Annotated in this window: 26 protein-coding genes; 6 read left to right on the top strand and 20 right to left on the bottom strand. The window is 64.3% G+C overall.

What is annotated here, in order from left to right; genetic code table 11:
• Positions 1 to 135: 135 nt before the first annotated feature.
• From P9236_RS10195 to P9236_RS10120, 16 genes are all read right to left on the bottom strand, one after another.
• On the bottom strand, positions 136 to 1,206 hold the full coding sequence (locus P9236_RS10195) for a flagellin (RefSeq protein ID WP_278074490.1): 1,071 nt from the start codon (positions 1,204 to 1,206) through the stop codon (positions 136 to 138).
• Positions 1,207 to 1,567: 361 nt separating this feature from the next.
• Complete coding sequence (locus tag P9236_RS10190; RefSeq protein WP_278074489.1) at positions 1,568 to 2,566, bottom strand: flagellin; 999 nt, start codon at positions 2,564 to 2,566, stop codon at positions 1,568 to 1,570.
• Between the two features lie 253 nt (positions 2,567 to 2,819).
• Positions 2,820 to 3,551 carry a flagellar type III secretion system pore protein FliP gene (gene fliP, locus P9236_RS10185; protein WP_278074488.1) on the bottom strand — a complete coding sequence of 244 codons (732 nt, stop codon included), beginning with the start codon at positions 3,549 to 3,551 and terminating at the stop codon, positions 2,820 to 2,822.
• Positions 3,548 to 4,042: a flagellar basal body-associated FliL family protein gene (locus P9236_RS10180; RefSeq protein ID WP_278074487.1), complete on the bottom strand. Its 495-nt coding sequence runs from the start codon at positions 4,040 to 4,042 to the stop codon at positions 3,548 to 3,550. The genes fliP and P9236_RS10180 overlap by 4 nt, the downstream gene beginning before the upstream one ends.
• 21 nt (positions 4,043 to 4,063) lie before the next feature.
• A complete protein-coding gene (flgH, locus tag P9236_RS10175) occupies positions 4,064 to 4,768 on the bottom strand; it encodes a flagellar basal body L-ring protein FlgH (RefSeq protein WP_278074486.1) in 705 nt (234 codons plus the stop codon).
• Positions 4,765 to 5,292: a MotE family protein gene (locus P9236_RS10170; RefSeq protein WP_278074485.1), complete on the bottom strand. Its 528-nt coding sequence runs from the start codon at positions 5,290 to 5,292 to the stop codon at positions 4,765 to 4,767. Before P9236_RS10170 ends, flgH begins: the two co-directional genes overlap by 4 nt.
• Positions 5,293 to 5,372: 80 nt before the next feature.
• A complete protein-coding gene (locus P9236_RS10165) occupies positions 5,373 to 6,614 on the bottom strand; it encodes a flagellar basal body P-ring protein FlgI (RefSeq protein ID WP_278074484.1) in 1,242 nt (413 codons plus the stop codon).
• Positions 6,611 to 7,141, bottom strand: a complete 531-nt coding sequence (gene flgA / locus P9236_RS10160) for a flagellar basal body P-ring formation chaperone FlgA (protein WP_278074483.1) — start codon at positions 7,139 to 7,141, stop codon at positions 6,611 to 6,613. Before flgA ends, P9236_RS10165 begins: the two co-directional genes overlap by 4 nt.
• A gap of 5 nt (positions 7,142 to 7,146) precedes the next feature.
• The gene (gene flgG / locus P9236_RS10155; RefSeq protein WP_278074482.1) at positions 7,147 to 7,935 is read right to left on the bottom strand and encodes a flagellar basal-body rod protein FlgG; all 789 of its coding nucleotides are present in this window, start codon (positions 7,933 to 7,935) and stop codon (positions 7,147 to 7,149) included.
• Positions 7,936 to 7,944: 9 nt separating this feature from the next.
• Entirely contained in the window at positions 7,945 to 8,274 is a 330-nt protein-coding gene (locus P9236_RS10150; RefSeq protein WP_278074481.1) for a flagellar hook-basal body complex protein FliE, read from the bottom strand.
• Positions 8,274 to 8,690, bottom strand: coding sequence for a flagellar basal body rod protein FlgC (gene flgC, locus P9236_RS10145; protein WP_278074480.1), 417 nt, complete (start codon positions 8,688 to 8,690; stop codon positions 8,274 to 8,276). Before flgC ends, P9236_RS10150 begins: the two co-directional genes overlap by 1 nt.
• A 2-nt stretch (positions 8,691 to 8,692) precedes the next feature.
• Positions 8,693 to 9,073, bottom strand: coding sequence for a flagellar basal body rod protein FlgB (flgB, locus tag P9236_RS10140; protein ID WP_278074479.1), 381 nt, complete (start codon positions 9,071 to 9,073; stop codon positions 8,693 to 8,695).
• Between the two features lie 78 nt (positions 9,074 to 9,151).
• Complete coding sequence (locus P9236_RS10135; RefSeq protein ID WP_278074478.1) at positions 9,152 to 9,808, bottom strand: hypothetical protein; 657 nt, start codon at positions 9,806 to 9,808, stop codon at positions 9,152 to 9,154.
• Entirely contained in the window at positions 9,789 to 11,195 is a 1,407-nt protein-coding gene (gene fliI / locus P9236_RS10130) for a flagellar protein export ATPase FliI (RefSeq protein ID WP_278074477.1), read from the bottom strand. The genes P9236_RS10135 and fliI overlap by 20 nt, the downstream gene beginning before the upstream one ends.
• Positions 11,196 to 11,199: 4 nt before the next feature.
• Positions 11,200 to 11,922 (bottom strand): flagellar basal-body rod protein FlgF, encoded by a 723-nt coding sequence (gene flgF, locus P9236_RS10125; protein WP_278074476.1) that lies wholly within the window; start codon positions 11,920 to 11,922, stop codon positions 11,200 to 11,202.
• A gap of 6 nt (positions 11,923 to 11,928) precedes the next feature.
• Complete coding sequence (locus P9236_RS10120) at positions 11,929 to 13,050, bottom strand: DUF1217 domain-containing protein (protein ID WP_278074475.1); 1,122 nt, start codon at positions 13,048 to 13,050, stop codon at positions 11,929 to 11,931.
• Positions 13,051 to 13,198: 148 nt separating this feature from the next.
• Here P9236_RS10120 and motA point away from each other — a divergent pair, with 148 nt between their 5' ends.
• The 6 genes from motA to P9236_RS10090 are packed head-to-tail and all read left to right on the top strand — an operon-like array spanning position 13,199 to position 18,086.
• Positions 13,199 to 14,074 (top strand): flagellar motor stator protein MotA, encoded by an 876-nt coding sequence (gene motA / locus P9236_RS10115; RefSeq protein WP_278074474.1) that lies wholly within the window; start codon positions 13,199 to 13,201, stop codon positions 14,072 to 14,074.
• Between the two features lie 34 nt (positions 14,075 to 14,108).
• Positions 14,109 to 15,044 (top strand): FliM/FliN family flagellar motor switch protein, encoded by a 936-nt coding sequence (locus P9236_RS10110; RefSeq protein WP_347405179.1) that lies wholly within the window; start codon positions 14,109 to 14,111, stop codon positions 15,042 to 15,044.
• 30 nt (positions 15,045 to 15,074) lie between these two features.
• Positions 15,075 to 15,461 (top strand): flagellar motor switch protein FliN, encoded by a 387-nt coding sequence (gene fliN / locus P9236_RS10105; RefSeq protein ID WP_278074472.1) that lies wholly within the window; start codon positions 15,075 to 15,077, stop codon positions 15,459 to 15,461.
• Positions 15,462 to 15,504: 43 nt separating this feature from the next.
• On the top strand, positions 15,505 to 16,521 hold the full coding sequence (locus P9236_RS10100) for a flagellar motor switch protein FliG (protein WP_278074471.1): 1,017 nt from the start codon (positions 15,505 to 15,507) through the stop codon (positions 16,519 to 16,521).
• A 24-nt stretch (positions 16,522 to 16,545) separates the two neighbouring features.
• Positions 16,546 to 17,628 (top strand): flagellar biosynthesis protein FlhB, encoded by a 1,083-nt coding sequence (gene flhB / locus P9236_RS10095; RefSeq protein ID WP_278074470.1) that lies wholly within the window; start codon positions 16,546 to 16,548, stop codon positions 17,626 to 17,628.
• Between the two features lie 20 nt (positions 17,629 to 17,648).
• Positions 17,649 to 18,086, top strand: coding sequence for a hypothetical protein (locus P9236_RS10090; RefSeq protein ID WP_278074469.1), 438 nt, complete (start codon positions 17,649 to 17,651; stop codon positions 18,084 to 18,086).
• Between the two features lie 38 nt (positions 18,087 to 18,124).
• On the opposite strand, the gene P9236_RS10085 is transcribed toward P9236_RS10090, so the two are convergent.
• The 4 genes from P9236_RS10085 to P9236_RS10070 form a co-directional block, all read right to left on the bottom strand.
• Positions 18,125 to 18,895, bottom strand: coding sequence for a LuxR C-terminal-related transcriptional regulator (locus P9236_RS10085; protein WP_278074468.1), 771 nt, complete (start codon positions 18,893 to 18,895; stop codon positions 18,125 to 18,127).
• A complete protein-coding gene (locus P9236_RS10080; protein ID WP_278074467.1) occupies positions 18,892 to 19,602 on the bottom strand; it encodes a LuxR family transcriptional regulator in 711 nt (236 codons plus the stop codon). Before P9236_RS10080 ends, P9236_RS10085 begins: the two co-directional genes overlap by 4 nt.
• Positions 19,603 to 20,022: 420 nt before the next feature.
• On the bottom strand, positions 20,023 to 21,054 hold the full coding sequence (locus P9236_RS10075; protein WP_278074466.1) for a histone deacetylase family protein: 1,032 nt from the start codon (positions 21,052 to 21,054) through the stop codon (positions 20,023 to 20,025).
• 42 nt (positions 21,055 to 21,096) lie between these two features.
• A complete protein-coding gene (locus tag P9236_RS10070; protein ID WP_278074465.1) occupies positions 21,097 to 21,750 on the bottom strand; it encodes a TetR/AcrR family transcriptional regulator in 654 nt (217 codons plus the stop codon).
• Between the last annotated feature and the right edge of the window lie 221 nt (positions 21,751 to 21,971).

Below are 21,971 nucleotides of genomic sequence, written 5' to 3'. Positions count from 1 at the left end.
CGCGAAGCTTGTGCGAGGATGATAGGCGTGCCGCCGAGGAGCCTGCAAAGAATCGAAGCGGCGATTTTCCCGGCCGACGAAAAAGACCGCGCTTCGGGCGCGGCCTTCTTTCGTTGATCGAGGTGATCGAGCGGCTTAGCCGTTCTTGAACAGCGACAGGATCGACTGCGAGGAGCTGTTGGCGATCGACAGGGACTGGATGCCGAGCTGCTGCTGCACCTGCAGGGCCTGGAGGCGGGTCGATTCCTTGTTCATGTCGGCATCGACGAGCTGGCCGACGCCGCGGTCGATGGAATCCATCAGGCTCTGCGTGAAGGTCTTCTGCAGGTCGATCGAGCTCTTGGCGGCGCCGAGCACGGTGGCGGCGTCGGTGAGCTGACTCATGACGTTGTCGATCTTGGTGACCATCTGCGTGATGATGTCGTCGGTCACGCCTGCCGCCGTGATGTCGAGATTGTAGGCGGAGACGTTGTCGATCTTGGTGGGCGTGCCGGATACAGCGGCCTGGCCGGCGGTGTTGGCGGCGATGTCGGTGGCGCCGCCGGCGATCGCGGCCGCATACGCCGCATCGTACGCGGACTGGTCCGCGGCCGTGGAGTAGATCGAGGTCTGACGGTCGAGAATGCCGTAATTCTTGACGTCCGTGGCAAGGCCGGAATCGAACAGCTTGGTGCTCTCGACATCGATGTCGATGGTGCCGAGCGAGATGGCGCCGGACGAGGAACGATTGAACGAGGAAACGATCTTGGCGTCGGGCTGGACGCCGTCATTGGCGGCGGCGACCTGCTTGGACGTCACCGAGAGGAAATTCGAGCCGGAGAAGGTTGCGGCATCGGCGAAGGATTTCATCTGCGCCTGCAGCGCCGTGATTTCGGTCTGCGTCTTGGCCTTGTTGGCATCCGACTGGCCGACAGCCGACAAAAGCTTGGTCTTGATCTGGCCGATGGTCGAAAGGACGTTGTTCATGCCGGTGTAGGCGGTGTCGACCTTCGAGGCGCCGAGGCCGAGCGCATCCTGCACCGTCGACAGCGCCGAGTTGTCGGATCGCATCGTGGTGGCTATCGACCAGTAGGCGGCGTTGTCGGAGGCCTCGGAGACCCTGTAGCCCGTCGAGATCCGGGCCTGCGTCTGCTCGAGCGATTTGTTGGTGGCGTTGAGGCTTTGAAGTGCAGTCAACGCCGCAGCGTTCGTCATGATGCTCGCCAAGAAACTCGCTCCTTCTCCAAAGCCGGCATGCCATGCAGGCCGGATCGGCCCGCCCATCGGTCGCGATCGTGCCGGTCGGGCCGATTCGACAACCTGTCGTAGTCCAATGGTTAACCATAGCTACCGCGATATGGTTAATGGCCTGTTAAAAATCAGCTTCGAGAGGTTAGGGAGCGAGGGTTGCGCGAGCCCTTGTGCGCGCCGTGTCCGCGCGGATTCTGGCGGGACGCTTGAAGTTCCGTTTGATGCATGTCGTTGGCCCAAAACCGCTGCGCGCTTTTGGGCGAAACGCATTGGCAAACGCAAATCGGGCCGCGCTTTTGGCGCGGCCCGATCGTGTTGCCTGGACGGTCGGGAGCGATCAGCCGCGGAAGAGCGACAGGATCGACTGCGAGGAGCTGTTGGCGATCGACAGCGCCTGGACACCGAGCTGCTGCTGAACCTGCAGGGCCTGGAGGCGGGTCGATTCCTTGTTCATGTCGGCATCGACGAGCTGGCCGACGCCGCGATCGATGGAGTCCATCAGGCTCTGCGTGAAGGTCTTCTGCAGGTCGATGGAGCTCTTGGCGGCGCCGAGCTTGGTGGCGGCCGTCGTCATCGCCTTGAGAGCGGTGTCGACGACGTTCATCATCTGCGCGATCTGGCTGTCGCTGGCACCCTTGCCCGTTGCCGAGTCGAAGATCTTCAGGCTGGCGACCGAATAGGTGTCGGTGGCCGCTGCAGCAGCGCCCAGGGTCGGGTTTGAGGCCGTGGCTTGGATGCTGCCATCGGTACCGAGACGGTTGGCGTCGAGGATACCCTTCTGCGTTCCCGCCGTGGTGCCGGCTTCATACAGCTTGATGCTTTCCACGTTGACGTCGATCGTGGAGATCGAAACCGAACCCGAAGCGTCGCGGTTGAAGGCCGAGACGATCTTGACGTCGGCTACGGAGGTGGCCGTGCCGCTGTCCACGGACAGCATGTTGGTGCCGGAGAAGGTGGCGCCGTCGGCGTAAGCCTTCAACTGGTCCTGAAGCGCCTTGATTTCGGTCTGGGTCTTTTCCTTGGAAGCGTCCGTCTGGCCGTAGGATGCGGTCAGCTTCTGCTGGATCTGGTTGATGGTGTCGATCGCGCTGCTCATGCCGGTATAAGCGGTGTCGACCTTCGAGGCGCCGAGTCCGAGAGCATCCGAAACGGTGGACATCGCCTGGTTGTCGGAGCGCATCGTGGTGGCGATCGACCAGTAGGCGGCGTTGTCCGAAGCCTGCGAGACGCGATAACCCGTCGAGATGCGGGCCTGGGTAGTGTCGAGGTTCTTCTGGGTGGCGTTCAAGCTCTGCAGCGCGGTGAGCGCCGAGGCATTGGTCATGATACTGGCCATGATACTCGTACCTTGATTTTACACGGATTTTTTTGACATACCGGCATGTCCGGTATGACGGTGCGGCATCATGCCAATGACCGTTGCGACCGGTCACCCGCCATCTGCGAGCGACTATGGCGGCAAGTCCCTACCAAAGGACTAAACTGGACGGTTAATCGAAAATAATATTTGGAAATTCACGCCGTTGTTCGTCAGCCGAAGTCCTCAGGACTTGGGTGAGCTCTCTTGCCGGCCGTTGGGCGCCGGGCGATCAGGTAAAGGACCGCACCAGGCTGCCGACCAGAAGGTTCCAGCCGTCGATCAGCACGAAAAACAGGATCTTGAACGGCAACGAAACCACCGTCGGCGGCAGCATCATCATGCCCATGGCCATGGTGACGGTCGCGACGATGAGGTCGATGACGAGGAACGGCAGCACGATCAGAAAGCCGATCTCGAAGCCGCGCCGGATCTCCGAGATCATGAAGGCCGGGACCAGGATGCGCAGGTCGACGGTATCGCGCGAGACGGTCTGGCCGCGCTCGCGGGCGAGATCGGCAAAGAGGTCGAAATCCTTGTCGCGCACATTGTGGAGCATGAAGCTGCGGAACGGATCCGAGATTTTCTCGAAGGCTTCCGCCTGGGTGATCTGATTGTCCATCAGTGGCTTGACGCCGGTGTTCCAGGCCTGGTCGAAGGTCGGCGCCATGACATAGAAGGTCATGAACAGCGACAGCGAGATCAGGATCAAGTTGGCGGGCGTCGACTGCAGGCCGATGCCGGCGCGCAGGATCGAGAAGGCGATGACGAAGCGGGTGAAGCTGGTCACCATGATCAGCAGACCCGGCGCCACCGAGAGCACGGTGAGCAGGCCGAATATCTGGATGAGGTAGCCGACGGTCGTGCCGTCCGCCTTGCCGATGCCGCCGAGATCGAGCTGCTGGGCCGCGGCGACGGAGGTGGTGACGACGATGAGCGCCGTGGCGGTGAGGAGCTTTCTCATTCGAGCAGCATCGTCCTGATGAGTACCTGTTTGACATGGCCGCCGCTGCGCAGCGCCGCCCGCTCGTCGAGATCGGCCTTGAGATGCTGGTAGCCGCTGGCGCCTTCGATCTGATGCATCTTCAGCGTGCGCACGAAGGCGAGCAGGTCCTGGTGAATCTGCTCGGTCATCTCCGGCGGCTGCGGCGCATCGTAGAGCACCGACGCCTCGAGCCTTATCCAGACCTCACTCGGCGACGCGATATTGGTGGTGATCGGGGCCAACTGGACCACCGCAGGCCCGGCAGCCGGTTTGCCGCCTTCGGCGGGTTTTTCCGCGGTGCCCGCATTTTCCGGCGCGGCAGGTACAGGCGCCGGCGCCTCTCCCTGCTTGAGATAGCCGCCCGAGACCCAGCCCATGCCGATGGCCGCGCCCGTCATGACCAGCAGCATGGCGAGCTGGATCACCAGGGAGGGGCCCTTCTTGGGTGGTGCCTGCTCGACATTTGCCACGGACAGCGATCTCCCCAGCGCCTAGAACGGAAGAACCTGGTCGAGGATCTGCTGACCGTAGGCCGGCTGCTGGACCTCCATCACACGGCCGCGGCCGCCATAGGAGATGCGTGCCTCGGCGATGCGCTCGTAGGGGATCGTATTCTCGGCGCCGATGTCGGAAGGACGCACCATGCCGGCGATGGTGAGCACCCGAAGCTCGTAGTTGACGCGCACTTCCTGAGAGCCCCTGATCATCAGGTTGCCGTTGGGCAGCACCTCGGTGACGACCGCGGCGACATTGAGCTCGAGGTTTTCCGAGCGCTTGATCTCGCCGTCGGCGTTGGTCTCGGTGCTGGAGCTCAAGCCGGCATCGCCCTTGCCGCTGGTGCTCTTGCCGTCCCATCCGAGGGTGACGTCGTAACCGAGCTTGCGCGCGGCGGTGCGGCTGCGGTCGTTCTGGTTCTTGAAATTGGCCTTGTCGTTGAGCTTGATGTTGACGGTCAGGATGTCGCCCTCGCGCAGCGCGCGCGGATCGGTGAAGAGCCTGCTCTGGCGGTCGTCCCACAGCGAGAATTTCTTCACCGGCGCGGCCGGCGGCTCCGGATAGCTGTAGGGCGCGCCTCCGCCATTGCCGATGCCGGAGCCGACCGGCGACAGCGCAGGCTCCCGGCCGACCTCCTTGAGATCGGTGCCGCAGCCGGACAGCGCCGCCGCCGCGACAAGGACGAGCAATTTCAGCTTCATGACGGATCAACCCTTCGCGCCGCGCTGGCCATGATGCCGGTGAGCGTCGCCGCCGCCTTCTGGTCCATTTCGTTGAGGATGACGCCGGCCTTGCGCGAATCGAGCTTCATCAGGATGGCCGCCGCGAGTTCGGCATTGACCATCGCCAGGCGTTCCGCCGCGGCGTCGGGTTTCATGCCGGCATAGATCTTGACGACGCTGTCCTCGGCGCGCGCCAGGAACACCTCGCGGCGCTTCAGCCATTCCTCGTATTCCGCGCGCTTTGCCTCCAGCGCCTTCATGCGCTCGTCGATACCGGCCTGCAGCTGCTTCAGCTCCTCGGCCTGCAAGGCATAGCGGCGGTCGCGCGCGGCGTCGGCAATGTTGGAACAGAAGCGCTGGATCTCGCTTTCGTCCGGCGCCTTCTCGCGCGTGAGCTGGGCCGGCTGAGCCGGCGCCTGTCCGCCGGGCAGCACCTGGCGCACTTCTTCCGCGCGGGTACCGCCCGCCAGCGTAAGGATTGCGGCAGCGGCGAGGAGGCCCATTCCAGGATGAAGTCTCCGGCCAGGATGAAGTCTCGGGCGACGATGCGGTCTTGAGAAGATCAGCTCGATCATCGGCGCGCCTATTGGAGAACCAGGTCGGCCTGCAGGGCGCCGGCCGACTTGATACCTTGCAGGATGGCGATGATGCCGTCGGGCTTCACGCCCAGATGGTTGAGGCCGGAAACGAGCGTTTCGAGATCGGGGCCGTCGAGGACGGCAACGCGCGCGTCGGGGCGTGTAGCCTCGATGGCGGTGAAGGGTTCGACCGCGGTCTCGCCCTTGGAGAAGGGCTCCGGCTGGACCACCTTCGGCGCCTCGGTGATGCGCACCGTGAGCGTGCCGTGGCTGATCGCCACGCGCGATATCTTGACGTTGTTGCCGATGACGATGGTGCCGGTGCGCTCGTCGATGACGACACGGGCAGGGGCATCCGACTCGACGACCAGGTTCTCGATCTCGGCATAAAAGCGCGCGGCGGAGACGTTCTTCGGCCGCCTGATCTGCACGGTGCGGGCGTCGCGCTCGGCGGCGACGCGCATGCGGAAGCGCTGCGAGGTGTAGTCGTTGATGGCGTCGGCGATGCGAATGGCGGTCGAGAAATCCGGATTGCGCAATTGCAGCGTGAGCACGCCCTGGTCGTCGAACTCGGCAGGCACCGCGCGCTCGACTATGGCGCCGTTCGGTACGCGACCCGCTGTGGGCACGCCTTGCGTCAACTGCTCGGCCTGACCCTTGGCGACGAAGCCGCCCACGATCACCGAGCCTTGTCCTACGGCATAGATTTCGCCGTCGGCGGCCTTCAGCGGTGTCATCACCAGCGTGCCGCCGGCGAGCGAGGTGGCGTCACCCATCGATGAGACGTCGATGTCGATGCGGGCACCCGACTGGACGAAGGGCGGCATGTTGGCGGTGACGATGACGGCGGCGACGTTCTTGGCACGCGCGCTGCCGCCTTCGGTGGCGATGCCGAGATTTTCCAACATGGCGCGGATCGACTGTTCTGTGAACGGCGAGTTGCGCAGGCTGTCGCCGGTTCCGGCCAGGCCGATGACCAGGCCGTAGCCGACGAGCTGGTTGTCGCGCGCGCTCTGCAGCTGGGCTATGTCCTTGATGCGGGCCGCGACCTGGCCGGGCGGCAATGTGCTCGGCCCCGTCGAGACGCGGAACATGCGCGTGGTGGTGGCCGGATCGTATTCGGGATCGTCGTAGACGCCGCCATTTTTCTGCGCAAGTTCGCGCTTGGCCTTTGGCGTCAGCCCGTCGGCCAGGGCAGGCTGAAGGCCGATGGCCGCGCTCAGCAAAAGGGCGAAAGCGCGCATCACGATGCGCCGACCTTGATGGTGCCGTCGGCCATGACGATGCCGGAAATGATCTTGCCGCTGTCGATGTTGCGGACCTTGATGAGATCGCCGGCGGCGCCTGGCTGCAGGGTGACGCAGGCGGCCGAAATGGTCAGCGCGCCGGCGGTAAAATAGACCTGCACGGAGGCGCCCTGTTCGACCAGCCAGGCATCGCGAATGGCGGCTATCGGGATGTAGCGGCCGGGCAGCAGCGTGCGCTTGGCGACCTTGCCCTCCAGTTCCTCCGAGTGCGTCGCCATGCCGTCGGGCTTGTGCTTGCCCGGCACCAGCGTCACCTGCTTCAGTGCCGCAAGCTCGATGGTTTCGCCGGGGTAGATGACGCGGTTGGGGATCAGTACGGCCTCGCCGACCGCCTGACCGGCGGCGATCTGATTGGCCGACTGCATCTGACTGGCCGATTCCTGCGCAAGCGCCGGCGTGCCGCCGGCCACCAGCGCGATGGCCAGCACGCCGCGGCGGAATGCGGGCCAGCGGATCGGCATCGCCATCATCGTTACCTGATGTTCTTGGAGACCACCGAGGCCATGTCGTCGGCGGCCTGGATGACCTTGGAGTTCATTTCATAGGCGCGCTGCGCCGAAATCAGCTCGGTGATTTCCTTGACCGGATCGACGTTGGAGGACTCCAGATAACCTTGCTCGATCGTGGCGAAGCCGGGATCGCCGGGAACGCCGACATTGGCCGGACCGGAAGCGGCCGTTTCCTGGAACAGGTTGTCGCCGAGCGGCGCCAGGCCCGCCTCATTGGCGAAGTTCGCGATCTGGAGCTGGCCGAGAAGCTGGAGGTTGGTCTGGCCGTCGATGCGGGCAAAGACCTGGCCGGTCTTGTTGACGATCACCTCGACCGCGTCGGTCGGCACGGTGATCGCCGGGATGACGCTGGCGCCGTCGACGGTGACGAGCTGCCCGGTGGCGTTGGTGTTGAAGGCGCCGGCGCGGGAGTAGAGCGTGCCGCCGTCGGCGCCCTCGATCTGGAACCAGCCCCTGCCGGTCAGCGCCAGATCGAAGCTGTTGCCGGTGCTGGTCAGCTCGCCCTGCGTGTGGACGTTGCGCACGGCGGTCGTCTTGACGCCAAGGCCGATCGAGACGCCCTCGGGCACCAGCGAGGTGTTGGAGCGATTGGGCACACCCTGCGTGCGGTCGACCTGGTAGAGCAGGTCCGAGAATTCGGCGCGCGCCCGCTTGTAGCCGGTGGTGTTGATGTTGGCGATGTTGTTGGCGATGACTTCCAGATTGGTCTGCTGGGCGTTCATGCCGGTCGCGGCGATGGCAAGGGCTTTCATGACGCGGTCCTAGATATTCATGCGGCTGATTTCGAGATAGGCCGAGACGACTTTGTCGCGGATGGCGATGGTCGTCTGCAGGGCCTGCTGGGCGCTCAGCACCGCATCGACCACCTGGCGGGTGTCGGCATCGCCCTTGAGCGCCTGGATCGACATCTGCTCGGCATTCTGCAGCGTGTTGACGGTCTTCGTCGCGGCGTGGCTGAGGACTTCGGCGAAGCTGCTGCCGACGCTCTCGTTCGCCTGTGTCCCGACACCGCCCTGAAGCAGGCCGGGCGAAGCGGCCTCCGCGCCGTCGATTGCCGGCTTGAACTGGAGTGCCCCGATACCGCCGATCATTACTGGTTCCTCATCAGGTCGATGGTCATGGAAATCAGATCGCGAGCCTGCTTGATGACCTGCAGGTTGGCCTCATAGGAGCGGTTCGCCTCGCTCATGTCCGCCATTTCGACCAGCACGTTGACGTTGGGCATCTTCACGTAGCCCTTTTCGTCGGCGGCTTCGTTGCCGGGCTGGAACTCGATCGGGAAGTCCGACGGGTCGCGCGCGATCGAGCTCACCTCGACCAGCGAGCCGCCGCTGGCGCGGTCGAGTTCGGACTGGAAAGTGATCGTCTTGCGCCGATAGGGATCGGCGCCCGGCGTGTTGCCCGTCGACTGCGCGTTGGCGAGGTTCTCCGACACCACGCGCAGGCGCTCCGACTGGGCGCCAAGGCCGGATGCCGCGACTTTGAGGGCTGCGGTCAGCGCATCCATGGTCAGCTCTTCACCACCATCGTCATCATCGAATGGAAGGCTTTGACGATCGCCGTGTTGAGCTCGAAGGAGCGGCGCACTTCGCCGGCCTTCATCAACTCGTCCTCGACCACCACCGTGTTCTTCGACGGCATGATCGAGCCGGTGGGTTCCTCCGGCTTGACGTTGAAGCCCGCATTGGTCGTCGCGGCGCCGAGATGACCGGCCTGGGTAGCGGCCAGCGTCACCGCAGTGCGGTCGAGAACCTTTTCGAACGGCTCGACATCGTTTGCCGTGTAGCCCGGCGTGTTGGCATTGGCGATGTTGGAAGCGATCGCCGACTGGCGCACGGCCAGCCATTGCGACTGCCGGGTGGCGAGGTCAAAGAGGTTGACGGGTTCCATGGGACTCTCCGGGCGAGTACGCACAAGACTAGGCCGCCAGTCTTGCGCGGACCTTGCGCGGGACGAGCTGGCGGCCCGTCACCTGGAAAGCTGGATCACCTTGTCGGCGTCGGTGACGATCACCCATTTGCCGCCGCGCTGCTCGATCGAGGCGACGCGGCTGGAATCGGGCAGGACAGAGCCGCGCTGGACGATCCACAGGCCGGTATCGTCCTCGATCATGGCGCGGCCGTTGGCGACATGCACCATCTTGAATCCCGCCGCCGCGGCCGGGAAGGGCTGGTCGCCGGGCACCGGGGCGGGTTCGTCCTGCACCGTTCCGGTGGCGAGCAGGTCGATATCGGCGTTGGGAACGTCCTTGGCCGTCAGCGGTGCGCTGGGTTCGGCCGCGATGCCGCCGCCCTCGCGACCGGAATTGCTGCCGCTGCCGCCAAACTTGATGGCCTGCACGCCGAACTGCTCCTGGTTGAAGAAGATGTACCACGGAAACAGCGCGCAGATCAGGCCGAGCGTGATGCCGAGCGCGGCGACGACGAAGTCGCTGCGCCGGTCCGCTTTCCTGTCGGCCAGGCGCGGGAACTGGGCCGGCGGCGGCTTCGGCCATTCCACCTTGGGGAACAGGCCGTTGATAGCCAAGTCGCGGCTGGCTTCGACCTCCTCGGCGGCCTTGGCCTCGGCGATCATCTCGCGCAGCAGGCGCTCGGTCTGCTGCAGCTCAGTCTCCTTGATCGCCATTAGGCTTCCCCTTGAGATGGCGGGCGAGGTCGGCGAACGGGTCGGCCGATGCGCGATCCCTCGGCGATTGGTTGAGCGCCTCGTAGATCAGCGGCACTTGGCGCACGGCGATGTCGAGCTCGGCGTCGGCGCCGCCCTGATAGGCGCCGAGCAGGCGGATATCGCGCGTGTCCTCGAAGCGCGCGATCATCGACTTCAGCCTGGTCACCAGCAGGCGCTGCTCCGCGCTCCAGGCCTTGTCGGCGAGACGCGAGATCGACGACAGCGGATTGACCGGCGGGTAGCGCCCCTGCTCGGCGATCGCACGGTCGAGCACGACATGGCCGTCGAGGATGCCGCGCACCGAATCGGCCACGGGATCGTTGTGGTCGTCGCCGTCGACCAGCACCGAGATGATGGCGGTGATCGAGCCCTTGCCCTCGGCACCTGGGCCAGCGCGCTCGAGCAGCTTGGGCAAATCGGTGAAGACCGAGGCCGGGTAGCCGCGCGCTACCGGCGGCTCGCCGGTTCCGGTCGCCACCTCGCGCAGCGCGTGGGCAAAGCGGGTGATCGAATCCAGCACCAGCAGAACGCGATGGCCCTGGTCGCGGAAATGCTCGGCCACGCACATGGCGGTGTCGGGCGCGCGCCGGCGCATCATGGCGCTCTCGTCGCTGGTGGCGACGACGGCAACGGTCTTTGCCATGCTGTCGGCGCCGATCGTGTCCTCCAGGAATTCGCGCACCTCGCGGCCGCGCTCGCCGATCAGCGCAACGACGACGGTGTCGAAAGCGTCGGCGCCGGCGAGCATGGCTAGCAGCGTCGACTTGCCGACGCCGGAACCGGCGAAGATGCCGAGCCGCTGACCGAAGCAGAGCGGGGTGAAGATATCGATCACCCGCACGCCGGTGAGAAAGCCCGTGCCGACGCGCTGGCGGGCCATGGCGCCGGGCGTCTGTGTGTCGGTGCAATCGGCGGCATTGGGCCTGATCAGCGGCGGACCGCCGTCGATGACGCGGGTCAGCGCGTCGATGGCGCGCCCGCGCCAGGAAAGATGCGGCGTGACGGCAAGCGGGCCGCGCCGGAACACGGCATCGCCGATGCCGGCATCGGCATTGCGCTCGAACGGCGCCACGACGACCTCGTCGCGGCCTATTCTGACGATCTCGCCGCGGCGCGTGCCGGCCTTGCCGCGCTGCTCGACGATGTCGCCGAGTCTTGCGATGTCGGAGAGGCCGCGCACCTTGTAATGGGTGGGCGAAATCTCGACGACGCGGCCGCCGCGGCTGAGCAATGTCTGCGGATTGTCGAACCGCCGCCAGACGCGTTCGAGCGCCGACAGCCGATCGGTCTGACCGGCCTCAGCAAACCTCTCTGGCGCGCGGAGCAGGGACGAGCCGGTCGCCATCTCGCTACTTCGAGCCGAGTGTCTTGATCGCGTCGTCGGTGGAGGAAGCGCTCTGCCGGATCAGCGCCGCGGTGTTCTCGAAGGCGCGCTGCACCTGGATAAGCCGGGTCATCTCCAGCACCGGATTGACGTTGGATTCTTCCAGGAAGCCTTGCGCGACGCCGACATCGGAACGATCCGTGACGGGTTCGGGGGCACGCGCGGGCACGATGCCCGAATTGCCGTAACGGACAAAATTGTCGCCGGGATCGAACTGATAGACACCGATGGCGCCGACAAGCTGGTCGTTCTGCCTGAGCGAACCGTCGGCGCCGGCCTTTGGAGGGCCGTTGCGCGGGTCGAGCTGGATCGGCGCGCCGCCGCCGTCCAGCACCGGATAGCCTTCGATCGACATCAGCTCGCCGTTCTCGTTCATGGAGAAGCGGCCGTCGCGGGTCATCACCGTTCCGGCCGGCGTCTCGATGGCGAACCATGCGTCGCCCTGGATGGCGAAGTCGAAAGGATTGCCGGTTTCGGTCAGCGAGCCGTGCGCGGTGGAAAGATAGGTCTTGCCCGAGGAGGCGAAGGAGACCGACTTCGGCCCGGTGCCGGAGACGACGTCCTCGAATTTCACGCCGGTGGCGCGAAAGCCGATGGTCGAGGCGTTGGCGACATTGTCGGCGATGGTGTCCAGACGGCGCTCGAGCGCGATCTGAGAGGAGAGGGCGACATAGAGACTGTCCTGCATGGTGTTTCAGAACTTCAGCTTCTGCATGGCCATCATCAGGTCGGTGGAGATGCCCACCGTGAGCGGCTGCGCGAAGAGCACGCTGACCGATGTCACGGCCGTCGAGGTCGGGTGGTTGATCTCATACAGGCTGGTGAAGCGGGTCAGGAACTTGCCGAGCTTCTCGGGATCGGTGAAATCCGAGATGTCGAGCTTCTGTTCGAACAGCTGCGCCTGCTTGTCGATGTCGGCCGTGGCAAAGGAATCGGGCAGGCCGAGCGCGGTGCGCACCACGCTGGCAAGCGCGGTGTCGGCGAGCACGTCGTACCAACTGGTGATGTCCGGGGCCTTGCGCTCGAAATAAAGCGCCAGCCGGACACCTTCATTGGTCTTGCCGGCATCTTCCTCCAGCGTCTGGCGCATGTATTTGTCGACGGTCGGCTGCTGTGCTGGAACATAGGTGGTGGCGTTCTCGCCGTACTGCTCGAAGTTGAAGGCCGAGGCGAGGGCCGCATAGGCCGGATCCGTCTGCTTGTTGGCGACGCTGTCGGGGTCACGCACACCGCCTTGCAGGACCTGCTTGATGAGATCCTTGTCTTCGGTCGCCGAATCGAGGCCGAAGGCCGCCAGCGCGTAGGTGTAGAGCCGGCTGTTGCCCATCAGATCGGCGATGGACTTCACCTTGGTGATGTTGGCGAGATAATAGGTCGTCTCGCCCTTCACATAGTCCGAATTCGGATCGAGGCCGGCGATCTGCGCCTGGATGGCGTAGTTCTTCGTCACCAGCTGCTGCGCCTTGTTGTAGACGGTCGCATCGGCGCCATTGGCGGCGAAATTGAAGGCGGCGACGAACTCGGCGTAGCGCTTGTCTGTCAGCTTGTTGGCGAAACTGTTGGGATCGGAAACGCCTTCCTTCAGCGCCTTGACCATGAAGGCCTTGGCATAGTCCATGTCCTCCAGCCCGTAGGCCTTCATGGCGTATTTGAACAAGCGGTCATTGTTGACGAAATCGTCGATCGATTTCACCTTGGTGATATTGGCCAGATAATATTTGGTATCGCGATCGACCGTGGGCTGTTGCTCGATACGGTCGATCGACTTGTTGATGTCTTTGACGATCAACTGGTAGCTGATGTAGGTATTGAGCAAAGGACACGCCTCCGGCCGAAGCTATCCCGGCACGATAAGCTCACTTCCTTGCGCGAAACTGAATCGCGTCCACGAGCTTCGATTCAAGCCTCACACAAGGCACGAGGACTATCCCTGATCCACGACGTGACATGCGGAAGGACCTGTCGTGGGTATTCTGATCGGACTTGTAGTGACGCTCGGCTGCGTTCTCGGCGGCTTCATGGCCATGGGCGGTCATCTGCATGTGCTGCTGCAGCCATGGGAAGCCGTCGTCATTTGCGGCGCGGCGCTCGGCACCTTCCTCGTCGCCAATCCGATGAAGACGGTCAAGGACACAGGCAAGGGCATTCTCGAAGCCTTCAAGCAGGCCGTGCCGAAGGAACGCGATTATCTCGAGACGCTGGGCGTCCTGCACAGCCTGATGCGCGAGCTGCGCTCGAAGTCGCGCAGCGAGGTCGAGGCGCATATCGACAATCCGGAAGAGTCCGCCATCTTCCAGGCTTTCCCGACCGTGCTCAAGAACCACGAGCTGACGAATTTCATCTGCGACTATTGCCGCATCATCATTATCGGCAACGCGCGCTCGCACGAGATCGAGGCGCTGATGGACGAGGAGATCCAGACGATCCGCACCGACAAGCTGAAGGCCTATCACGCGATGGTCGCGGTCGGCGACGGCCTGCCGGCGCTCGGCATCGTCGCCGCAGTGCTCGGCGTGGTGAAGGCGATGGGCGCGCTCGACCAGTCGCCTGAAATCCTCGGCGGCCTGATCGGCGCGGCGCTCGTCGGAACCTTCCTCGGCATCTTCCTCTCCTATGCAGTGGTCGGTCCGGTCGCCACCAAGATCAAGACGGTGCGCGAGAAGAAGAATCGCCTCTACATCATCGTCAAGCAGACGCTGCTCGCCTATATGAACGGCGCCTTGCCGCAGGTCGCCATCGAGTTCGGCCGCAAGACCATCTCGTCCTATGAGCGCCCGACGATCGATGCCGTCGAGCAGAGCACGATGAACACGGGCAGCGCCGAGAAGAAGGCGGCCTGAGCATGCAGAATTTCAGCCAGGGCCGCCTGCCGTCATGACCAGTCCGGGCAGTCCGTCGCAAACCCGGGCCTTGATCATCGAGCGTCTCGTCGGCGACAGCGGCGAGGCCGCGCAGGTGATCGGTGTCGGCCGCGGCATGGCCGAACGCTCGCTGCCGCTGCTGCAGAAGGCCCTTTCCGGCGACCTCGGCGCGCCAGTTACGGTCGACCTGCAAGCGGTGGAAGTGGGTCGGGTGCCCGATGCGCGCATACGCGCCGGCGAAACCTTCGCGATGACCATCGTCTCCTCGCCGACCTCGGCCGACGCCATGACGCTGGTCATGGACGCGCCGGCGATCGCCGTCATGGTCAGCGCCCTGTTCGGCGGCGACCCGGACCAGCCGGTGGCGCCGATCGAGCGCGACCTGTCGCAGATCGAGACCGACGTCGCGACCAGCGTCTTCCAGGAGGTCGCGGTGGCGCTGAACGGATCGGACAGGCGCTCTCTAAACTTGCGCCTGCCGGTCCCCCGGGCGATGTCCGGCAACGAGGCAAGACGGCGTGTGCTGCGCGATGGCGCGGCGGTTCGCATCGTCTACGGCATCTCGACGCCGACCGACACCGGCACCGTGACGGTCATGATCCCGCAGCGCCTCCTTCTGGCGGCGCGCGGCGCCACCGCCAATACGGACGAGGACGGAACGACGGAGTTCGACTGGCGGGCGCGCTTCTCGGAAGAGGTTATGCGTTCGGCCGTGCGGCTCGAAGCCACCATGCCGTTGGCCCGGCTGACGCTCGGCGAACTCGCCGCCTTCCAGCCCGGCCAGGTGATCGAGTTCGAGGAGAACGCGCAGATCCAGGCCAAGCTCAGCGCGCGCGACAAGACGCTGTTTGTCTGCGAGTTCGGCAAGCTCGGGCAGAATTACACGGTCCGCATCCGGCATCCCCACGATGCCGGGCAGGATTTCATCGACGGGCTCATGCCGGGCTAAGGCCGGGCTTGGGATTATTGGAGACGAGGCATGGCAAAGACCAAGGTGGAAGCTGAACCAGAAGCCGACCAGCCGGACGAGCAGCTCGACCGCGCCATCGAGGAATTGCGTGGCGTGCTCCGGGAAGAGGAGAAGCGTCCGGACGCCGCTCTCCAGGCCGGCGCCAATTCCTCGATCATCATGACGATCCCGGTCGACGTGCAGATCATTCTCGGCAGCACCGAAATGCCGGTGTCGGAGCTGATGGCGCTGCAGAAAGGCTCGACGGTGGCGCTCAACCGTCGCATCGGCGAGCCGGTCGACGTGGTGGTCAATGGCCGCAGAATCGCGCGCGGCGAAATTACCGTGCTGGAAAACGACCCGTCGCGCTTTGGCATCAGACTTACCGAGATCATAGCCGCGACGCAGAGCGCTTGAGGATGGACAGCGAGAGCATTCATCGGCAACGGAGCCAGGCACAATGACGTCGTTGACGCTGACGCGCCCGCAAAAGGCCGCCGCCATACTGGTGGCGATGGGCAAGCCTTCGGCCAGCCGGCTGCTCAAATTCTTCAAGCAGGAGGAGCTGAAGGCGCTGATCGAGGGCGCCCGGCTGCTGCGCACCATTCCGCAGAGCGACCTAGAGCGCATCGTCGCAGAGTTCGAGGCCGAGTTCACCGAGGGCGCCGGCCTGCTCGACTCCGCTGACAGGATGGACACGATCCTCAACGAGTCGCTCTCCCCCGAGGAAATGAGCGCCATCATGGGCGACAAGAAATTCGAGCCGACGCCGGAAGGGCCGCCGCCGATCTGGCCGGATCTCGAAAAGCTCGAGCCCGCGCGCCTCGGCACCTTCCTCACCGGCGAGCATCCGCAGACGTCCGCCATGGTGCTGTCGAAGCTTGCGCCGCAGACCGCGGCCAATGTGCTGCTGACGATGGAAAAGCCGATACGCAGCCAGATCATCAAGCGCATGGTGACGATGGCCAACATTCCCGACGCGGCAACCAGGATCGTCGAGAACCAGCTGCGCGTCAGCGTGCTTTCGCAAAAGGCGAGCAGGGACACGTCGGTCGGCCAGGAGCGCGTCGCCAGCGTGCTCAACGAAATGGCCAAGCCAGAGCTCGACGAGCTGATGCTGGATCTGGAAGAGGCCGGCACGCCCGACCTCGCCGGCGTCAAGTCGCGGCTGTTCGCCTTCGACGACCTGCCGCTGCTCACCCAGAAGGCGCGCGTGCTTCTGTTCGACGGGCTCTCGACCGAGCTGGTCACGCTCGCGCTGCGCGGCGCGTCGGCGGAGCTTACCGAATCCGTGTTGTCGGCGATCGGCGCGCGCTCGCGCCGCATGATCGAATCCGAGCTCGGACAGGGATCGGAAGGCATCGCGCTCACCGACATCATGGGCGCGCGCAAGACGATCGCAGTGGCGACGATCCGGCTGTCGCGGCAGGGAGCGTTCGAACTACCTGCCACGCAGACCGCCGCCGAAGCCGCCTGACGATAACAATCCGGTCAGGGCACCATGGCTGAAGCGGTCGACAAGGATTCCAAAACCGAGGAAGCCACAGAAAAGAAGATCCGCGACACGATCGAGCAAGGCAAGCTGCCCCACTCGCGCGAGACGGCGATCTTTGCTTCCTTTCTTGCGATACTGGTGTTCACCGTGTTCTACGCCAAGGACGCCATCGTAAACCTCGGCATGTTCCTCGCGATGTTCCTGGAAAAGCCGGAGGCGTGGCCGATGGATACCGAGACCGATGTCATCACGCTCTACCGACAGGTCCTGGTCGAGATCGGCCGCGCCGTCGTCAGCCTGCTGGTGCTCCTGGTGGTCGCCGGCGTCGGCGCTTCGGTGTTCCAGAACATACCGCAATTCGTCGGCGAGCGGATCAGGCCGCAACTGTCGCGCATTTCGATCGCCAAGGGCTGGAGCCGCCTGTTCGGCGCGCAGGGCTTCGTCGAATTCGCCAAGTCGCTGGCCAAGCTCGCCTTCGCCATCGCCGTGCTCACCTTCACGCTGTCGGAGGATCACCGCAGGCTGCTCGCCGGCATGATCACCAACCCGGTGTCGTTCGGCATGGTCATCCGCGGCATCTTCGTCGACATACTGGTGGCGATCGTCTTCGTCATGGGACTGATCGCGGTCGCCGACATCGTCTGGTCGCGCTTTCATTGGCGGCGCGATCTGCGCATGACCAAGCAGGAAGTGAAGGACGAGCTGAAGCAGTCGGAGGGCGATCCGATCGTGAAGTCGCGCCTGCGCTCGCTGGCGCGCGACCGGGCGCGGCGGCGCATGATGACGGCGGTGCCGCGCGCGACGCTCGTCATCGCCAATCCGACGCACTATTCCATCGCGCTGAAATATGTCCGCGAGGAGGATTCCGCCCCGGTCGTGCTCGCCAAGGGTCAGGATCTGGTGGCGCTGAAGATTCGCGAGATCGCCAGGGAACACAACATCCCGATCTTCGAGGACGTTGCGCTTGCCCGCTCCATGTACAAGCAAGTTTCGGTTGATAGCGTGATCCCATCGCAATTCTACCAGGCCGTCGCCGAGCTGGTGCGGATCGTCTACTCGAAGAAGGCCGAGCGAAAAGCAACCCAATGAACGGACGCTGCCTGTAATCCATGAACCGGCAACCACACGCCAATTCACGCGAGCAGATCGTCGCCAGCGCCATCCAGGACGTGGTCGGCGAGTTGCGTCTGATCGAGGTCGCCGACTACATCGCCTTCATCCGGCTGGAGCATTTCGCCTGCCTGTCGGACCTGGTGGACTCGGCCGCTGAGCTCTACTTCCAGGCGGGCACGCTGCGGCTTGGCCATGGCGGCGAAGCGCATGTCGACTGGAGCGGCAGCCCGCGTATCGTGCTGGATCTCGAGCTCCGGCCACGCGGCGTCACCGTCTATTTCCAGCTGACGCTGACCGGGCACGGGGCGTCCGTGGTCGTCAACTACGTGTCCTTCGAGAAGCCGGGCGAGACGCCGGAGCACAACACCGCCCTGCTCGAGGACGCGATCGACCAGGCGCGCATCCGCCGGACCGAGCCGCTCGCTTATCCTTGAGAATAGATCGAAGAGCGTGGACGCCTGGCCCCGGCGGGCTACTCGATCAGGCCGAGACGCAGCGCCTTGGCGACCGCCTGGTTGCGGTTGACCGCATTGAGCTTCTGCGTCGATTGGGTGAGATACTGGTTGGCCGTGTGCACCGACAGTTTCAGGAGTTTCGCGATCTCTTCGCTGGTGTTGCCATTGGCGGTCAGCTTCAGGCATTCGAGCTCGCGCTTGGAGATCGCGCGGGTCCTGCCGGTCTCGCCCGGACGAATGCGGGCGACCGCCGCGAACAGCGCAAAGCAGCGCGCGTGGATTTCACAAAGCGTATCGTCCGACAGCGCGATATCCGGACCCAGGAAGACCACCAGCCCGCATTGGCCGCGATCGGCATGCACCGGAAAGGCGATGCCGTTGGTGCCGGGCGCGAGCGGCGCGGCCGGCTCGGCCCATGCCAGGCTCTCCAGCGTCTGCCGCGAGCCGGCGATGTCGTCATCGGTCCACCAGCGCGGCGTCGTCGAGATGCGACTGTGGCGCACCATCTCCTCGCCGCTGGCGCCCGAGATGAATTTGGTCGCGACGGAGGTCGACGGATAGTCGGAATCGAAGCAGGCGACCAGGCGCGCGCGCTCCAGCGAGGGGCTGACCAAGAACAGCCCGAAGCCGGAAGCGTTGATGTCGACGGCGATCCAGCGGCAGCGCCGCACGGCGTCCGGAATGGTCGCCGCGTGATGCGTCTCCGATCCGAGCGAGAAGGCGCCGAACGGATTGCGCTGATCGTTGAAAAGGGCCGCAGCGGCCTCTCTGGCTTGTGCGTGTTTCAAATGATGCCGCTCCTGATCGCGGTCGCAATCGCCATCGCGCGGTTGCTGGCCGCGAACTTCTGGATGGCATGCGTGATGTAGCTGTTGACGGTGTTCGACGAGACGCCAAGGATCAGGGCCACCTCGTCGGTGGTCTTGCCTTCCGACACCCAGAACAGGCATTCGCGCTCACGATCCGAGAGCGGATCCTGCATCGATGCCGCAGCGATCAATTGCGGGATGCCGGACAGCGCGTAGCAGCATTTGAGCTGCGCCTTCATCAGGGCGGTCAAGTCGATCTTGCCGGGCTCGGCGGCGGAAAACAGCACGAACAGGCGCTGACGGCCGACATTCAACCTCAGCGAGTAGATTTCGGCATGACCGAGCACATCGAGCAGCTTGGCTTCCTCGCCGGTCAGCAGCGCGCCGGCATCGGGCGCGTGGGCGGCGACCAATGGCCTGGGGCGCACGCCCGGTGGCGCCGTCAGCGGTCCCAGCGCAAGATTGGCGATCAGCCTCTTGCCGATCAACTCGATGGCGTCGAAGATCCAGTTCGACGATACGATGCGCGCGTCGTTGCGGTCCTGGTCGTGCACGATGGCGACCAGCATGTAGCTGTCGGCGCCGATGTCGGCGGCAAGCTGCATGAAGAAGCTGGTGAGATCGCCGCGGGACGCCGGGCGCGAGCCTGATGCGTCGGATTGAAGAAGCGCGGCGGGATTGCTCATCTTGATATTCTGGCCGGAATCGATCCCTCTGCCCGGTGCTGGCAAAGCCAACGGCCGGACCCGAAACGCGTCACGTTTACGAAGACACACTCGATGGCGCGCACAGCACCCAATCGAGCCGAATCCTTTCAGGGAACGCGCAGCCATCCGCGTCAGGTACCGGCCGGATGCCGGAACTCGAGACTTTGGGTGATCGCCGCGCCCCCCGTGGACCGGCTGATTCGGGTCTAATCTACCCGCAGATGAATCCGACATCAAACGCGATTTGACAAAATCGAATCTGGTGGACTCGTGTTGCGACTCAGTGGCCGCTCTTCGCGTTACTTTGTGAGTTGAATTGAGCCGATGATTTCCCGGTAAGGTCGCAAAAATACGCCCCCGGTCGCCTCCGGGGGGTACGTCCGTTCGGCTGGATGCGGCTCAGCGACCCTCGAAGCCGGTCAGCACGCCCACGGCATTGATGCCGATCTCTTCCACCGCGTAGCCGCCTTCCATGACGAACAGCGTCGGCAGGCCGAGCTTGGCGATGCGGCGGCCGATCTTGGGGTAATCGACGCTCTTCAGCTTGAACTGGCTGATCGGGTCCTTCTCGAAGGTGTCGACGCCGAGCGACACCACGACGACGTCCGGGGCATAGGCGGCAAGCCTGGCGCAGGCGTCTGCCAGTGAGGCGCTCCAGCCGTTCCAGTCGGTGCCGAAGGGCATCGGATAGTTGACGTTGAAACCTTCGCCCTCGCCCTCGCCGCGCTCGTCGGCATGGCCGAGGAAGAAGGGGTATTCGACCATCGGGTCGCCATGGAGGTTGAGCACCTGGACGTCGCCGCGCCGATAGAAGATCTCCTGCGTGCCGTTGCCGTGATGGTAGTCGACATCGAGGATGGAGACACGGCTTGCGCCCTGGTCGCGGAACCATTGCGCGACGACGGCGGCGTTGTTGATGAAGCAGTAGCCGCCCATGAAGGCGGCGCCGGCGTGGTGGCCGGGCGGACGGCAGAGCGCGAAGGCCGTCCGCTCGCCGCCCTTGACCAGTGCCGCCGCCGTCAGCGCGACGTCGTAGGACGACTTTATCGCCGCCCAGGTGCCTTCTACGAAGGTGGCGCCGGCATCGAAGGAATAGTAGCCGAGCAGGGCGTCGATGCGCTTAGGCGGCACGTCGCCGCGCAAGCCGCGCGTCGGCCAGGTGAAGCCCATGGCCGAGCCGGTGAAACCGGCGGCGACCCATTCCGGCCACACGGTAGGCAGGAAATCGATGTATCGCGCGTCATGGACCCGCTTGGCTGCGGCGAGGTCGTGCTCGACCGGCCCGATGATCGGCCCAAGCTTCTCGCTTTCCACCCGCGCCTTGATGAATTCGGCCCGCGACGGCTTCTCGAAACCCGGCACGATGGCCGAGGTGACCAGTTCCATCTGGTCAGCGTGACCGGCATGAAGCGGCGAATAGACAGTCTTCATAGGAATTCCCCTGGAGCGCGAAATCAGTTGGACGTGTGAAAATCAGTCGAGATTGAGATAGGGGGTCACGAGAGCCAGCCACATGGCTTCCACATCGTCCTCGATGAGGTCGAATGTCTTGCGATCTCTCTTCAGTCCGACAAGCCTGCAGGCGTGCCCGACCTCCATCATCACAAGGCCTAACCGTTTGGCGGTCTTTTCTTCAAGGGCCGGGTTCACATGCTGCAACCAGGCTGCGTAGAGCGCGATGATCTCTTTGTCATATTCGTCCTGGATCGGCCTGAGGTCGGCGTTGCCGGATATGGCCTCGATCACCGGCATCAGCGTGACGTTGTCCAGATACAGCCTCGACGTGTCGATGAAGAGCTTGCGCACTTCGCGCCGAAACTCGTCACGGTTAGTTGGCCGGGGGACGTTGATGCGCTTCCGGATGACCTCAGGAAAAGACGACAGCCAGCGCCGGGCCAAGTCCAGAAGAATGGCTTCCTTGTTGGGAAAGTATTGATAGACCGAACCGACCGACAGCCCCGCGCGCTGCGCGATGGCAAGCGTCGTCGGTGTCCTGGTTCCCTGTTCCCGCGTCAGGATCAGCGCCGCGTCGAGAATCCTGTCGACCACCTTGCTCGACCGTTGCTGCCGCGGCTGCTTGCGCGGTTCGAGCGCTATCCTGGTCTTGCGGTCGAGACTGCGCTTCACTTTTCGGTGCCCTTGTTCCCCGCCAGGCCTCAACACAGACGTGGGGTGCTGTCCACTATACATTCCAAATTCCGGCTGTTGACAAACGCGAATAAACAGTCGCATTCTTTATCCACGCTGTCTTCCACGATAACAAGGGGAATTTCGAAGACGGCGCATCGGCATCGACTTTTGTCCCACGGCGCCGCCCTTGGTGGAGCGGCAGCCCGCTGGACTTGGCG

The organism is Mesorhizobium sp. WSM4884, assembly GCF_029625675.1.
Lineage (GTDB): Bacteria > Pseudomonadota > Alphaproteobacteria > Rhizobiales > Rhizobiaceae > Mesorhizobium.
The sequence above is the reverse complement of the archived record's forward strand: the minus strand, read 5'-3'. Positions and strand labels throughout refer to the sequence as shown.